Origin of the sequence: Bradyrhizobium sp. BR13661 (genome assembly GCF_029892425.1) — a bacterium.
In the GTDB taxonomy this organism is placed as follows: Bacteria; Pseudomonadota; Alphaproteobacteria; order Rhizobiales; family Xanthobacteraceae; genus Bradyrhizobium.
The window spans coordinates 252,559-267,774 of record NZ_JARXWB010000001.1 but is presented as its reverse complement, the minus strand read 5'-3'; the positions used below and the strand labels follow the sequence as shown (position 1 = coordinate 267,774).

Genomic DNA, 15,216 nt, shown 5'->3' with positions numbered 1-15,216 from the left:
GGCTCAGCGTGCCGGAGCCGGGACGCCCATGATGGCGAGCGCGCGCCGGGGACTGCCGGCAAGCAGCGGACCGAACGCGATGGCGAAGCCTAGGAACGCGACGATCCAGCCGCAGGCGGCGACGTGCAGTAATGCGTCGCTATGTGCGGGCAGCACCACGGCAGCAACGCGCGCCAGTGCCGCGGCGATGATCGCGACATAGATGGCTTGGGTCGCCGGCGAGGCCGTCAGCGCCTGTCCGGTATGGCCGAGGCTCGCGCGCGTCATCACCGCCAGCGTCATGGTTCCGGCAGCACCGGTCATCCAGGCATGAATGCCGGCGCTGGGTGGCAGTACGCCGAAGCCCGCCAGGGCATTCAGGAGGAAGCCCAGCGGCACAAAGGCATAGCCGACGTGCAGGATCACGAGCAGCCGTTCGCGCGTCGTCCGGTCACCGGACCAGCGTGCAAGCCGTACCAGGTGCAATGCGCCGACGAACGCCATCGCAACAGCAGTGACCGCATTCAGCGGCGCCACGATCCAGGCGATCAACGCGAGCGCGCTCAATCCGATCACCACGCCGTCGAACCGTCCGAACGGCACGGGTACGCGGCCGGGATTGAACTTGACCAGCCAGTTGCGAGTGAAGCTCGGGATGATGCGGCCGCCGATCAGCGAGATCAGCAGCATCACGACGCCGATGCCCACGCGAATGCTGACATCGGCTGCGCCTTCGTCATGCGCTTCGAGATGGAAGGCGACGTTGCCTGATAGCAGCAGCAACACAAGCACCACGACGGGCAGATTGCGCCAATTGCCGCCCGCGAGGATCTCGCGCATTGCGGCCGCAACGACCAGCGTCAGGAAGGCGGCATCGATAACGAGCGCGAACACCCAGCCGATCTCGGCCGACAGCACCACAGCGGCACGTCCGGCCAGCCAGACCACGAGCAGCACAACCAGCGAAGCCCCCTGGATCGGCAGCCGCCCGGTCCAGTTCGGGATCGCCGTGAACAGGAACCCGGTGATGACAGCGGGCAGGAAGCCATAGAGCATCTCGTGCACATGCCAGTCCCGCGGCGCGAGTGCAGACGTCACCGACAGTTCGCCATAGAACATCGGCAGCCAGACCAGGATCGACAGCCCGGCCTGGATAGCTGCGAGCAGGAAAAAGGGCCGAAAACTGTTCGCGAACAGCGGCCAGCCCTGGAAATTACGGGATCGAGCGCCAGCCATGGGGTAACTCCTGTGAATTCGGACCTTCGAGTAGAAAAATACTGCCGCGCCGCCGGTGCTTTTTTGCGCTATCGCAAACTGCCCGATGATTGCAGGTGCCATCACACTCCCTGATGCCAGGGAGGCAGGATGGCCAAGGTCGACACATCGCTGGTTGCGCATTTGCCGCTGTTTTCAGGCGTCAAGCCGGAGGATCTCGATGAGGTCCTGCGTGAAGCCCGCTCCGTGCGCTATCCCAGGAACGCCGCCATTTTCGAGCAGGGCGCGGACGCGCAATCCTTCTTCCTGCTGCTGCACGGCCATGTCCGAGCAGCGAAGACCACGCCGACCGGCGAACAGATCGTGGTGCGCTATGTCGCGCCCGGCGAAACCTTCGGGCTCGCGATGGCGATCGGCGCGGCGCATTATCCGGCAACCGCGATGGCGGTCGATGACAGCGTCGTGCTGATCTGGCCGAATTCGGCCTGGCCGCGGCTGATCGAACGGTTTCCCGCGCTTGCCGCCAACACGATGCAGACCGTCGGCAAGCGGCTGCAGGAGAGCCACACCCGTATCCTGGAAATGTCGACCCAGCAGGTCGAGCAGCGCGTCGCGCATGCGCTGCTGCGGCTCGCCAACCAGTCCGGCAAGAAGCTCGACCACGGCATCGAGATCGACTTCCCGATCAGCCGCCAGGACATCGCGCAGATGACCGGCACCACGCTGCACACCGTCAGCCGCATCCTGAGCGGCTGGGAGAGCCAGGGCCTCGTCGAGAGCGGCCGCCAGCGCATCATCCTGCGCGAGCCACACAAAATCGTCGTGCTGGCCGAGCGGAGCCCGGACGGCGGCGCCGCTTGACGTGCGCCCCGGCGCAGATTTCGACCCAGCTCACGCCGGCACACGATCGCTCAGCGCGGTCAGGAATTTGTCGCGGTCAATGCCATGCTCGCGGCAGGCGTCATCCACGGTGTGGAAGGTCGCAATCGGACAGCCGACACAGGCCATCCTGAAGGCGAGAAACACGCCGATCGTGTGCGGCGCGTTGCGCATGATGTCATCGACCAGATCGTCGGATCGGAAAGGCATGGACAACTCCGTTCCGAACTGACGATAGCCGGGTTGGCCGGAGGTTCTTTGTCGAAGCGCAAGCTGCCGGCGACTACACCGCCCGGCTGTGCAGCTGCTTGCCGGGATCCAGATGCGCGTCGAACGCCGCCGCAACACTGCGGACCAGGAAGCGCGAATCGTTTGCGACCGCGAGACGGTCGCCGTCGAGCCGGACGACTCCGTCTGCGATCAGCGGCTTCAGGCGCGACGCCGATCGCAGCATCGCCTCCGGCTCTGCGCCATGGCGCGCGCAGATGTCGCCGAGATCGGCGCCGAACTCGCACATGATGCGCTCGATGATGTCGGCGCGCAACCGGTCGTCGTCGGTGAGCCTGTAGCCTTTCGCCGTGGCGAGGCGCCCCGCCGCGATGCACTGCTGATAGGCACCGATCTGGACCTCGTTCTGGACGTAGCCCTGCGGCAGATGTCCGATCGCGCTGGCGCCAAAGCCGAGCAGGGCTTCGCTTTGGTCGGTGGTGTAGCCCTGAAAATTGCGCCGCAGCGTTCCCTGCGCGAACGCCACGGCCATGGCATCGTCTGGACGGGCGAAATGATCGAGGCCGATCTGCACGTAACCGGCCTCCTTCAGCGCATTGGCGATGGCGCAGGCCTGGTCGTGGCGTGCGAGGCCGTCCGGCAGTTGATCCTCGTTGATCATGCGCTGGTGCTTCTTGAAGCCTGGTACATGCGCGTAGCCAAACACGGAGAATCGCGCCGGCGCGAGCTCGAGCGAACGCCGCACCGTATTCAGGCAGGTGGCGACGGTCTGGTGCGGCAGGCCGTAGATCAGGTCGAAATTGATCCCCTTGATCCCGGCGCGCTGGAGCATGTCCACAACAGAGGCCGTCTGCTCAAAACTCTGCACACGGTTGATCGCACGCTGTACGACGGGATCGAAACTCTGCACGCCGAGGCTCGCGCGGTTGACGCCCGAGAGCCGCATGACGTCGACCATCTCCAATGTCAGCGTGCGCGGATCGATCTCGACCGCAATCTCGGCCGTGGGCAGCACGAAGAAGGCATGGCGCATCGCCGCCATTAACTCCGCGAAGGCCTCCGGCGCCATGATCGTGGGCGTGCCGCCACCGAAATGGACGTGCTCGACCTTGATGCGGCGGCCGATGGCGGCCGTGACCTGCGCGATCTCGCCGAGGAGCGCTCTTTGATAGGCGACAACAAGCTCGTCGCGGCGCACGATCTGGGTATGGCAGCCGCAGTACCAGCACATCTCGCGGCAGAACGGCACGTGCAGGTAAAGAGAGGCACTGGCGTTCGAGGGAAGCTCGGACAGCCAGCGCGCGTAGCTGTCGGCACCGATCGCCGGTGAGAAATGCGGCGCAGTCGGGTAGCTCGTGTAGCGCGGCAGCCTTTCTTCGCCGTAGCTCGCCGCGAGATCAGTCCTCATATCCTACCTATTCGTAAATTCGAAGCCGCACAGGGGCTTCGGCAAAACCCTCAATAATGCCAGATTACCCATTTTCCGGTAGACCGCCTTGCGCTCGCTCAAAGTCTCGGCGTCGAGGTCGTATCCCGGCAAACCTGTTAAGGACTTTACCGGAGGCCAAACCGGCAAAAAGCTTGTCGCAGCACAAACACGCTTGCCGCAACAGGCGCACACTGCATCCGTCATCAATACCCTTTCAGATGAAGGATGCTTTACGATGTTCACCCGCAGAGCCGCATTGATCAGCGCCGCCGCGACCGCCCTGATGCTGGCAACTCCCGCCTTCGCCGCCGACGATCTCAAGCTGCCGCGGCAGAAGGTCGAGCTGGTCGCCCCGCCCTTCGTGCATGCGCACGAGCAGGCGACCAGGCAGGGCCCCAAGATCATGGAGTTCAAGCTCACCATCGAGGAGAAGAAGGTCGTCATCGACGAGAAGGGCACCACCTTCCAGGCGATGACGTTCAACGGCTCGATGCCGGGGCCGCTGATGGTCGTGCATGAAGGCGACTATGTCGAGGTGACACTGGTCAATCCCGCGACCAACTCGATGCCGCACAATATCGACTTCCACTCCGCGACCGGCGCGCTCGGCGGCGCTGCGCTCACGCTGGTCAATCCGGGCGAGCAGGTCGTGCTCCGCTGGAAGGCGACGCGGACCGGTGTGTTCGTCTATCATTGCGCACCGGGCGGCCCGATGATCCCCTGGCATGTCGTCTCCGGCATGAACGGCGCCGTGATGGTGCTGCCGCGCGACGGGCTCAACGACGGCAAGGGCCATGCGCTGAAATACGACAAGGTCTATTATGTCGGCGAGCAGGACATGTACGTGCCGCGCGACGAAAAGGGCAATTTCAAGTCCTATGACTCGCCGGGCGAAGCCTTCACCGACACCGAGGAAGTGATGAAGAAGCTGATCCCGTCCCACGTCGTGTTCAACGGCAAGGTCGGTGCCCTCACCGGCAAGAACGCGCTGACCGCGAATGTCGGAGAGAACGTGCTTATCGTGCATTCGCAGGCCAACCGCGACAGCCGTCCGCACCTGATCGGCGGCCATGGCGACTATGTCTGGGAAACCGGAAAATTCTCCAACCCGCCGGAGACCGGCCTCGAGACCTGGTTCATCCGCGGCGGCTCCGCGGGAGCGGCAATGTACAAGTTCCTGCAGCCCGGCATCTACGCCTATGTCACGCATAACCTGATCGAAGCCGCCGATCTCGGCGCCACCGCGCACTTCAAGGTCGAGGGCAAGTGGAACGACGACCTGATGACCCAGGTGAAGGCGCCTGCGGAAATCCCACCCGGTGCCACCAACTAGACGCGACGAGGGGCCGGCGAACAACCGGCCCCTTCTTCCTTCGGGGGTGACAATGCTGATCGCATTCAAGCTCAAACTGGTGCTCGCCTGCGCGGCCGGATTAGCCGGACCGCTCACCGTCGCGCCGCTGGTTTCCGAGATGACGGCCCACGGCAGGCAAAGCGAGCCCGCGATCGTCGAGATTGCGGCCGGCAGCTTCACCTATCGTGAGGCTGGCGATTTCACGCGCGCCGGGCAGCAGGCCGATGCGCCGCTGCGCACCCTGGAATTCACGCGGCCGCTTTATATCATGCGCGAGCAGGTCTCTTCAGCCGACTACCAGCTTTGCGTGCAGGACGGCCAATGCCACGCGCTCGATCGTGGCGTCGCGATTGCACCCGATCGTCCGGCCGTACAGGTGAGCTGGCACGATGCACAGGCCTATGCGAGCTGGTTGTCGCGCAAGACCGGCCATCATTATCGCCTACCCAGCGATGCGGAATGGGCCTTTGCCGCAGGCTCCAGGTTCAGGGACGACGGCTCGCCGGTCGACGCGGGCGATCCGGCAAAGCGCTGGATCAGCCGTTACGAGCGCGAATCCGAGCGCGACCTTTCCGACACCACGGCCTATCCGTTCGGCAAGTTCGGCCTGAACGAGCGCGGCGTGTCCGATCTCGCCGGCAATGTCTGGGAGTGGACGTCAACCTGCTTCGTCCGCTCGCGCGTCGACGAAGCCGGCCATGCCGGCCGTCCGACGGTCAATTGCGGCGTGCGCATCGCCGAGGGCGCCCACCGCGCCTACGTTACCGATTTCATCCGCGACGCCCGCGCCGGCGGTTGCGCACAGGGCGTGCCGCCCGCCAATCTCGGCTTCCGCCTGGTGCGGGAGGAGACCTCGTGTGTGGCGAGCGTGTCGGCAAGGCTGAGCAAGGTGTTGGCGGCGAGGTCGTGATCGCGTAACCCGGATAAACGAAAACGACGCCGGCGCGCCAATGCCTCTCCAACGTCGTCCTGGCGAAGGCCAGGACCCATAGCCACCGTACAAAGTTTGGCGAAGACTGCTCATTCGGGGCTGTCACCGACCGTAATCGAGAGACCTCGCAGTATGGGTCCTGGCTTTCGCCAGGACGACATCGAGAATGCGGAGCCGCTCTCCTGCGTCACCATCGCTTAAGAGCGCTCGTCTCAAGTTACCCATACGGCAAACGAAAATAGCCGGGACGGAGCCCGGCCATTCACGTTCATTGCGATCGCTATCTTACGTGTTCTTCAGCGCGACGCGGAATTCGGCTTCGGTCTTTTCCTTGACCTCGTCGAGCGTGACGCCATCGGCGAGCTCGATCAGCGCCATGCCGCCGTCGCCGTGCTTGTCGATGGTGAAAACGGCGAGATCGGTGACGACCATGTCGACCACGCGCTCGCCGGTCAGCGGCAGATTGCACTTCTTCAGCAGCTTGGCGCCGTCCTTGGCGGAATGCTCCATCACCACGACGACGCGCTTGACGCCGGCGACGAGGTCCATCGCGCCGCCCATGCCCTTGACCATCTTGCCGGGGATCATCCAGTTGGCGAGATCGCCGTTCTGGGCCACCTGCATGGCGCCGAGGATCGACAGATCCATATGGCCGCCGCGGATCATGCCGAAGGAATCCGCGCTCGAGAAATACGAGGTCGACGGCAGCTCGCTCACGGTCTGCTTGCCGGCGTTGATCAGATCGGCGTCCTCTTCGCCCTCATAGGGGAACGGGCCCATGCCGAGCATGCCGTTCTCGCTCTGCAGGCTGACGTCGACGCCATCGGGGATGTAGTTCGAGACCAGCGTCGGGATGCCGATGCCGAGATTGACATAGTAGCCGTCGCGCAATTCCTTCGCGGCGCGCGCAGCCATCTGTTCACGGGTCCAAGCCATCAGATTTCTACTCCTGTTCCGGCCGGGGGTGCGCTAGTCGGGCGCGGGCGGGTGTTGCGGAATTCGATGCGCTTCTTGGCCGTGCCGACCTCGATGATACGCTTGACGAAAATGCCGGGCGTGTGGATGTGGTCAGGGTTGAGTTCACCTGCGGGAACCAGATGCTCGACCTCTGCCACCGTGATCCTGGCGGCGGTCGCCATCATCGGGTTGAAGTTGCGCGCAGTCTTGCGGTAGATCAGGTTGCCGGCGGTGTCGCCCTTCCAGGCGTGCACGATGGCGAGGTCGGCGAACAGGCCGCGCTCCATCAGGTATTTCTGGCCATCGAACTCCTTCACTTCCTTGCCCTCGGCGATCAGCGTGCCGACGCCGGTCTTGGTGTAGAAGGCCGGGATGCCGGCGCCGCCGGCGCGAATGCGCTCGGCCAGCGTGCCCTGCGGGTTGAATTCGAGCTCCAGCTCGCCGGCGAGGAATTGCTGGGCGAACAGCTTGTTCTCGCCGACATAGGACGAGATCATCTTCTTGATCTGGCGGGTTTCCAGCAGGCGCGAGAGCCCAATGCCGTCGACTCCGGCATTGTTCGAGACCACGGTCAGGCCCTTGACGCCGGAGTCGCGGATCGCGTCCGACAGCGACTCAGCGATGCCGCAGAGGCCGAAGCCGCCCGACATGATCATCATGTTGTCCTTGAGAACGCCCTCAAGAGCCGACTTGGCGTCGGGATAGACCTTGTTCATGCAAAAAAACCCTCGAAGCTTCGGCCTGGGCGCCGCGCCTTATTGGCGGCGATTATTAGGCGAAATCGTCCGAAGCCGTCAATGATACGGGGTTCTCCGATCCGAAAGCCGATGGTAGAAGCTGCCCACGCCGCGGGCAGACCGGCCAGCGGCCTTGAAAGCGACAAGAAAACCCATCAAGTTGCGGGGGTTGGGCGTGGGGGCGCGCCGGTTTCCCGCCCCGCCCTTTTGGCTCCAGCGACCAACCCGATCAGGACATGCCATTGACCATGGCCCAAGGAATGAAGCGCCTCGGGACGCCGATCGCGGCGCTGCTCGGCGTCGTGCTGATCGCCCTGATCGCGACCTCCTGGCTCATCAACCGCGACGCGCTGCGCACGGCCGTGGAAGCCCAGATCCGCGACGTCACCGGGCTCGAGCTCAGCGTGGCAGGCAACATCGACATTTCGGTGCTGCCGGCAAGCTACATCTCCTTCCATGACGTCGGCCTGAAAGGCGGCGGCACCGCCGACCCCGCGCTGCATGTCGATGTGCTCACCGCCAATCTCAGGCTGCTGCCGCTGCTGCTGCAACGATTCGAGATCGCCGACCTGACGCTGCTGCGGCCGCAGATCCATGTCAGCCTGAAGCCTGATGGCGACAGCAACTGGACACCTTTCATCCAGACCATCGCGCGCACGATGAAACCCGGCGCCGAAAATCAGGTCTCGTTCTCCGAGATCAGGATCCAGGACGGCGTGCTCAACTATGAGGACGTCGCCACGAACGCCACCGAGAAGTTCGAGGACATCGATCTGTCGCTGGCCTGGCCCTCGATCTCGCGGTCCTTTGCCGCGACCGGACAGTTCGACTGGCGCGGCGAGCGCGTCGACGGCTCGATCAGCTTTGCCGATTTCGTCGCCGCCCTCTCGGGCGATCGCTCCGGGCTGAAGGCGCGCATCGCCAGCGCGCCGCTCAAGCTTGCGTTCGATGGCAGCGTCGCCAACCGCACCAGTCCGATGATGGAAGGCACGCTCACCATCGACAGCCCGTCCTTGCGCAACGCGCTGCGCTGGACCGGCCAGCCGCAACCCGGCAGCGGCGGCTTCGGCCGGTTCGCGCTGAAGGCCCGCGCCAATGTCGTCGGCGCCTCGATCGCGCTGACCAACGTCAATGTCGAGCTCGACGGCAACGCTGCCGAAGGCGTGATGACTTACGCCAATAACGGCAGGCAGACGCTGCAGGCGACGCTCGCCGCCGACGCGCTCGACTTCACGCCCTATATCTCCACCTTCCGCCTGCTCGCCAGCGGCGCGCGCGACTGGAACAGGCAGCTGTTCGACCTCAATGGGCTTTCGAGCACCGACCTCGACATGCGCCTCTCGGCAGCCAGGCTGACCGTCGGCCCCACAAAACTCGGCCGCACCGCGATTGGCGCCAATTTGCGCAACGGCACGCTGGCGCTTTCGGTCGGCGAGGCGCAGGTCTATGGCGGCATCGCCAAGGGCTCGTTCGGCATCTCGCGCTCCGACACCGTGGCTGACATCAAGGCGCAATTCCAGTTCATCGACGTTGACCTTCAGGCCTGCGCCACCGAGCTGTTCGGCCTCAACAAGCTGTCCGGCCGCGGCAACATCAACGTATCCCTGCTCGCCTCCGGCTCGAGCCCGTTTGGCCTGGTCCAGTCGCTCGACGGCACCGCCACCGTAACCGGGCATGACGGCGCGATCTCGGGCTTCAATGCCGAACAGCTCTTGAAGCGGCTGGAGCGCCGGCCGCTGTCGGGCGGCGGCAATTTCCGCAATGGTTCGACCCCCTACGACAACCTCACCATCGCGGTGAAATTCGCCGACGGGATCGCCACCGCCGAGGACATCCGCATCGAAGGGCCGGCTGCGAAGATCACGCTGACCGGGACCGCGTCGGTGCCGACGCGCGAATATGACATGAAGGGCGTGGCAAGCCTCAACACAACGTCAGGCTTTCAATTGCCCTTCATGGTGCAGGGTCCGTGGGACGATCCGCTGATCTTCCCCGATCCCGAGGCCCTGATCCGCCAGTCGCCCGCGGCGTCTCCTTTCCTCGACCTCCTGAAGCAGCGCATCATCGGCGGCAAGCGCCAGGCACCGGAGGGATCGCCGACGGCGGAGAACGCCAAAGAGGGCGCCAAGTCTAATTGAAGAAGTCCAATTGAGGACGATCAAGCTCGCAATTCCGGACGCCGCGGTCTGCCTTGCCAACACTTGAATATGACCGGTTCATCCGAAGCGGCATCATGCGGCGGATTTCGTCGTCGAAATCCAGCCCTCGTTCTCCTGCATCACTTTTGCTCCGCCGATCGTGGTCCCGACCGCGACTTCGAGAGTGCCACGCTGCCCGAGTTCACGGGTCAACACCTCGCGGTCACAGGCGTTCTCCCACAGCGAAACGGTGATAGCCGCGACACAGTTGCTGATCATGCTGGTCAGCGCCCGCGCCTCGGACATGAAGCGATCGATGCCGACGAGCAGCGCCACGCCGGTCACGGGCAAGTCCGGCATGACGGTGAGGGTTGCGACAAGCGCGACAAAGCCGCTGCCGGTGACGCCGGCAGCCCCTTTGGACGTCAGCAGCATCAGCCCGAGCATCGCCGCAATCTGTCCCCAAGACAGATGGATGTCGCAGGCCTGTGCGATGAAGATGGACGCCAGGGTGAGATAGATGGCGCTGCCGTCCAGATTGAAGGAATAGCCCATCGGCAGCACGAGGCCCGACACGCCCTTCCGGCATCCAAGCTGCTCCAGCTTGCGCAGGGCACCAGGCAGCGCCGGCTCGGACGAAGACGTGCCGAGCACGATCAGCAGCTCTTCTTTGAAGTAGCGGATGGTCTTCCACAGGCTGAAGCCGTTCAGCCGCGCCAGCAGACCGAGCACGACGACTATGAAGATGGAGCAGGCGATATAGAATGTCAGGATCAGCAGTCCAAGCGAGCCAATCGAACGGATGCCATAGCGGCCCACCGTGAACGCCATCGCGCCAAAAGCGCCGAGCGGAGCGAGCTTCATGATGAAGCCGAAGGAGATGAACAGAACCTGCGAGAACGATTCAACCGCCTTCGTCACTACGGCGCCGCCATCGCCGGCCCGGCTGAGGCCGAAGGCGATCAGGATGGAGACCAGCAGGACCGGCAGCACTTCGCCATCGGCGAACGCGCCAAAGAACGAATGCGGGATGATGTGCAGCATGAAGTCCGCAAATCCGCTCGCACCAGCCTGCTTGGTGAATTTCGCAGCCACTGACGGATCCAGCGTATTGACCGACACATGCATGCCGACGCCCGGCTGGATCAGCAATACGGCAACCAGCCCGGCCAGCAGCGCGAGCACGGTCAGCAGGTAGAACAGCGCCATGGATTTCACCAGTGTGCGGCCGACCTCGCGGGAATCGCTGATGCTGTTGATGCCGCTGACGATGGTGCAGAACACGATAGGTGCGATCATCATCTTGACCAGCTTGACGAAGCCGTCTCCAAAGGGCTTCAGCGCGGCACCAAATTCCGGCCAGAAATGGCCCGTGAGGATGCCCAGCGTGAGGCCGATCAGCACTTGGACGTAGAGAATCCGGTAGAATGGCTTTCGCGGCTCGGCGTTCGCGGGCTCAGCCAGCGCTTGCATCTGCATTCTCGTTTCTCCCTTGTTCTGATTCTTGAAATTCTAAGAGCAGCCCGGCGTCAGGCCGCCAGCACCGACTGAGGCAGGTGTGCTCGGCGGGCGAAGACGTGGCCTTCGAATATTCGACGGGCTGTCCGCTGCACCCGCGCCACCGGACCGGGCTCCAGCCGAACCACCAACTTTCCGGAGGGATGGCCCAGCGTGATCGGCAGCGGCGGTGCCAGCGCTCCCACCATCTCCGCGGCAATCGTCCCCTGCGTGACACAAGCCGTGGCGATCGCAACAGCGCCGGTCACCGCCAGCGCGCTATGGCAGTCATGCGGCATGAAGTACCGGACGTTCAGTGTCGCCTCGCTTGCAGGCGCAATCAGAACCGGTTTCGGGATCACCATGGCCCCAGGATTCGGAAAGCCCATCAGACGACCGGCCTCGATGCGCAAGCGCTCGAGGCGCGCGCGGAAGCGGCTGTCGGTGAAGTCCGAAGGTGTCTCACGGCCGCTAAAGCCCAGATCCGCCGCGCGGACCAGCATGACTGGCATGGCCGCATCGATGCAGCTCACCTCGATCCCGTCGATACGGTCGACCGCGCGTCCGGTGGGGAGCAGGCGACCCGTGCGGGCGCCGGCCGCGTTGGGAAACGACAATTCGACCGGCGCGGCCGTTCCCGGCACGCCGTCGATCCGCGCCTCGCCCTCGTAGGTCACCCGCCCACCGGGGGTGGCGATCGTCGCGTCGATCAGCTTGCCGGTATTGACGTTGTGGATGCGCACATGGGTGCGATCCGTGCTGGCGGCCACCAGGCCGGCTTCAATTGCGAACGGCCCCACCGCAGCCAGCATGTTTCCGCAATTGGGTGAGGTATCGACGATCCCCTCTCGAACCCGCACCTGGGCAAACAAATAATCGACGTCGGCACCGGGCACCGATCCCGGTCCAATGATCGCGACCTTGTTGATGACGGCATTGCCGCCACCTATTCCGTCGATTCCAAGGTCGTGTCCGCCCCCCATGACCGACAGCAGGACCGCATCTCGCGCCCCGGGATCGGCCGGGAGATCCCTCGCCAGAAAGAACGGCCCCCGCGAGGTGCCGCCGCGCATAACCACGCAGGGAATGGCGATCTGATCATTCATGAAGCTGTTCCGTTCGGCCGACATGTTGACGCGGACCGACCATCCTCCCTTGCAACTCTTCTGTAAACTGCAAAGATATGAAGTATTAATGCGTAAATCGGTATAATCGGAGACGGGCTATGAACGCGGAACTGCTCGACCTGAAAGCATTCATCACCGTCGCGGAGACAGGAAGCTTCGTGCGGACTGCCAAGGCGCTGAACCTGTCGCAGCCGGCGCTCAGCCGACGCATTCAGAAGCTGGAGGAAAGTCTCGGTGCGCCGTTGCTCGAACGTTCGACGCGCCACGTCAATCTGACCATGACTGGCCGCGACTTCCTGCCGAAAGTGCGGCGCCTCATCGACGAGTTCGAAACATCGGTGCTCGCCATCCAGGATATCGGCGCGCGAAGCTCTGGCCTGGTCTCGGTGGCTGCGGTACCGACCGCAGTGTTCTATTTCCTGCCGCGCGCGATCGGCCGGTTTGCCGAAGCGTACCCGCGCATTCGAGTCCGGATTCTGGACATCGGAGCCAATGAGGGATTGGAGGCGGTCGCGCGCGGAGAAGTCGACTTCGGCATCAATTTCATCGGGGCCTCGCATGCCGAGATCGAATTCGAGAAGCTGGTCGAGGATCCCTTCGTGCTGGCCTGCCGTCATGACCATCCGCTGGCATCGCGCAAACAGGTCAGCTGGCCGGAGATCGTGCCGCACCGGGTCATCACCGTCGGCCGCAACAGCGGCAATCGCGCATTGATCGACAATGCGCTGGCGCGACACGGCCTGCAGCTGAACTGGTCCTATGAGGTCGCTCACCTCTCCGGTTCGCTTGGTCTGGTCGAAGCGGGCCTCGGCGTCGCCGTGCTGCCGAAGCTGGCGACGCCAGCGGCCGGCCATCCGATCATTCACACCATTCGCCTGACCGAGCCGGAAGTGTCGCGGACGATCGGAATCGTGCGCAGGCGCGGGGCGACACTATCTCCTCATGCCAGCCAATTTCTGAAGATGCTCCTCGAGGCATGGCGCTCGCCTTCCCGGATCAGCGAGCCGGACAAGCTACGGTCCCGATCCGCTCAGGCAAGCTCGAACCCGGCTTCGGTCGGCCCGAGGCGGAAACGCTGATAATCGCCGGCAGCGTGGGACAAGGCCGTGTGGATCCAAGCCACAACGCGCAAGGCGAATTGATTGCCGCACATTGATGCAGCGATTGGATCGATGCGCACGTTAAGCATCTCCGAGAGCCCGATCCCCCTCGACCTAGGTCTGACAACATGCCGCTAGATCGGATAGCGGCCATGGGCTAGTGTTTTATCCGACCGGTTAAAACACCGGCGGCTTGAGGGAGAAAAACGTGAAATCCAAGGTTATTGGCGCAGTCACATTGGCGGTCGCTGCAGTCGGGCTGTTTGCAGCCGCTGCACCCGCATTTGCGCAGCAAAAGACGATTACGGTCTGGTGGGGCAAGGGCTTTTACAAGTCCGAGGACGAAGCGCTGGCCGAAACGATCAAGAAATTCGAAGCCAAGACCGGCATCAAGGTCGAATTGTCGCAGTACGCGATCCAGGACATGATTCCGAAGACGGTGGCCGCACTCGATGCCGGCACGGTGCCTGACGTCGCCTATTCCGACACTTATGACGTGCAGGTGCAGGGCAAGTGGGCCTATGAGGGCAAGCTCGAGGACCTTTCCGAAATCATGGAGCCGATCAAGGATCGGTTCGTGCAGAACACGCTGGATGCGTCGATCCTCTATAACGACGTCGCCAAGAAGAAGGCCTATTACGGCTTTCCGCTGAAACAGCAGAGCATGCACGTCCAGATCTGGAACGACATGCTGGAGAAAGCCGGCTTCAAGCAGAGCGACATCCCGACCGACTGGGCGGGCTATTGGTCGTTCTGGTGCGACAAGGTGCAACCGGGCATCCGCAAGGCCACCGGCCAGCGCATCTATGCGGTCGGCCAGCCGATGGGCGTGGAGTCCACCGACGCCTTCCAGTCGTTCTACACCTTCATGGACGCCTATCACGTCAAGCTTGTCGACGACGACGGCAAGCTCACTGTCGACGATCCCAAGGTCCGCGAGAACCTGATCAGCGCGATGAAGGACTACACCGACACCTACATCAAGGGTTGTACGCCGCCATCCTCGACGACCTGGAAGGATCCCGACAACAACGTCGCCTTCCACAACAAGACCATCGTGATGACCCACAATTTCACGATCTCGATCGCGGCGAAGTGGTATGAGGACTCGCAGAACCAGGCCCTGACGCAGGAGCAGCGCGACGCGGGCAAGAAAGCCTATGGCGAGGACATCATCACGGCGTCGTTCCCGAAGGCGCCGGATGGTTCGACCATTCGCTACCGCTCCGACGTCAAGACCGGACTGATCTTCACCGCGGCCAAGAACAAGGCCGGGGCCAAGCAGTTCATCAGCTTCCTGCTCCAGGAAGAGAACGTTCGCCCCTACATCGAGGGCGCGCTCGGCCGCTGGTTCCCGGTGACGAAGGAAAGCCAGGAAAGCCCGTTCTGGCAGGCCGACAGGCATCGCAAGGCGGTCTATGCCCAGTTCAAGGGCGGCACCGCGCCATTCGACTTCACCAAGAACTGGAAGTTCACGATCCTGAACAACGAGAACATCTGGGCCAAGGCGATGAACCGGGTCGTCAGCGAGAAGGTCCCGGTCGACAAGGCCGTGGACGAGATGATCGCCCGCATCAAGCAGGTCGCAGGCTAAAGCCTTGCACGTACCTCTCCCCGCTTTGCGGGGAGAGGTGTAAAACAAACA

Annotated in this window: 13 protein-coding genes; 6 read left to right on the top strand and 7 right to left on the bottom strand. The window is 63.5% G+C overall.

Going from position 1 to position 15,216, the window contains the following annotated elements:
• Positions 1-3: 3 nt before the first annotated feature.
• A complete protein-coding gene (locus tag M2427_RS01280) occupies positions 4-1,215 on the bottom strand; it encodes an NnrS family protein (RefSeq protein ID WP_280704242.1) in 1,212 nt (403 codons plus the stop codon).
• 129 nt (positions 1,216-1,344) lie between these two features.
• Here M2427_RS01280 and M2427_RS01275 point away from each other — a divergent pair, with 129 nt between their 5' ends.
• A complete protein-coding gene (locus M2427_RS01275; protein ID WP_280704240.1) occupies positions 1,345-2,055 on the top strand; it encodes a Crp/Fnr family transcriptional regulator in 711 nt (236 codons plus the stop codon).
• 30 nt (positions 2,056-2,085) lie between these two features.
• Here M2427_RS01275 and M2427_RS01270 read toward each other — a convergent pair whose 3' ends face one another.
• Together M2427_RS01270 and hemN are read right to left on the bottom strand one after the other, a co-directional pair.
• Positions 2,086-2,283, bottom strand: a complete 198-nt coding sequence (locus tag M2427_RS01270; RefSeq protein ID WP_280704239.1) for a DUF1858 domain-containing protein — start codon at positions 2,281-2,283, stop codon at positions 2,086-2,088.
• A 73-nt stretch (positions 2,284-2,356) separates the two neighbouring features.
• Entirely contained in the window at positions 2,357-3,709 is a 1,353-nt protein-coding gene (gene hemN, locus M2427_RS01265) for an oxygen-independent coproporphyrinogen III oxidase (RefSeq protein WP_280704238.1), read from the bottom strand.
• 256 nt (positions 3,710-3,965) lie between these two features.
• Between hemN and nirK the strand changes: the two genes are divergently transcribed.
• Positions 3,966-5,063 (top strand): copper-containing nitrite reductase, encoded by a 1,098-nt coding sequence (gene nirK, locus M2427_RS01260; protein WP_280704237.1) that lies wholly within the window; start codon positions 3,966-3,968, stop codon positions 5,061-5,063.
• Between the two features lie 52 nt (positions 5,064-5,115).
• Positions 5,116-5,994 carry an SUMF1/EgtB/PvdO family nonheme iron enzyme gene (locus M2427_RS01255; protein WP_280704236.1) on the top strand — a complete coding sequence of 293 codons (879 nt, stop codon included), beginning with the start codon at positions 5,116-5,118 and terminating at the stop codon, positions 5,992-5,994.
• Between the two features lie 306 nt (positions 5,995-6,300).
• Here M2427_RS01255 and M2427_RS01250 read toward each other — a convergent pair whose 3' ends face one another.
• Together M2427_RS01250 and M2427_RS01245 are read right to left on the bottom strand one after the other, a co-directional pair.
• Positions 6,301-6,951 (bottom strand): CoA transferase subunit B, encoded by a 651-nt coding sequence (locus M2427_RS01250; RefSeq protein ID WP_148771950.1) that lies wholly within the window; start codon positions 6,949-6,951, stop codon positions 6,301-6,303.
• Complete coding sequence (locus M2427_RS01245; RefSeq protein ID WP_280704235.1) at positions 6,951-7,688, bottom strand: CoA transferase subunit A; 738 nt, start codon at positions 7,686-7,688, stop codon at positions 6,951-6,953. Before M2427_RS01245 ends, M2427_RS01250 begins: the two co-directional genes overlap by 1 nt.
• Before the next feature lie 269 nt (positions 7,689-7,957).
• Between M2427_RS01245 and M2427_RS01240 the strand changes: the two genes are divergently transcribed.
• A complete protein-coding gene (locus tag M2427_RS01240; protein ID WP_280704693.1) occupies positions 7,958-9,847 on the top strand; it encodes an AsmA family protein in 1,890 nt (629 codons plus the stop codon).
• A 93-nt stretch (positions 9,848-9,940) separates the two neighbouring features.
• Here the strand turns inward: M2427_RS01240 and dctA are convergent, their stop codons facing one another.
• Together dctA and M2427_RS01230 are read right to left on the bottom strand one after the other, a co-directional pair.
• Complete coding sequence (gene dctA / locus M2427_RS01235; RefSeq protein WP_280704233.1) at positions 9,941-11,326, bottom strand: C4-dicarboxylate transporter DctA; 1,386 nt, start codon at positions 11,324-11,326, stop codon at positions 9,941-9,943.
• Positions 11,327-11,376: 50 nt separating this feature from the next.
• Entirely contained in the window at positions 11,377-12,450 is a 1,074-nt protein-coding gene (locus M2427_RS01230) for a 4-oxalomesaconate tautomerase (RefSeq protein ID WP_280704692.1), read from the bottom strand.
• Positions 12,451-12,569: 119 nt separating this feature from the next.
• Here M2427_RS01230 and M2427_RS01225 point away from each other — a divergent pair, with 119 nt between their 5' ends.
• The gene (locus M2427_RS01225; RefSeq protein WP_280704232.1) at positions 12,570-13,550 is read left to right on the top strand and encodes a LysR family transcriptional regulator; all 981 of its coding nucleotides are present in this window, start codon (positions 12,570-12,572) and stop codon (positions 13,548-13,550) included.
• A gap of 229 nt (positions 13,551-13,779) precedes the next feature.
• Positions 13,780-15,165, top strand: coding sequence for an ABC transporter substrate-binding protein (locus tag M2427_RS01220; protein WP_280704231.1), 1,386 nt, complete (start codon positions 13,780-13,782; stop codon positions 15,163-15,165).
• The last annotated feature ends 51 nt before the right edge of the window (positions 15,166-15,216 follow it).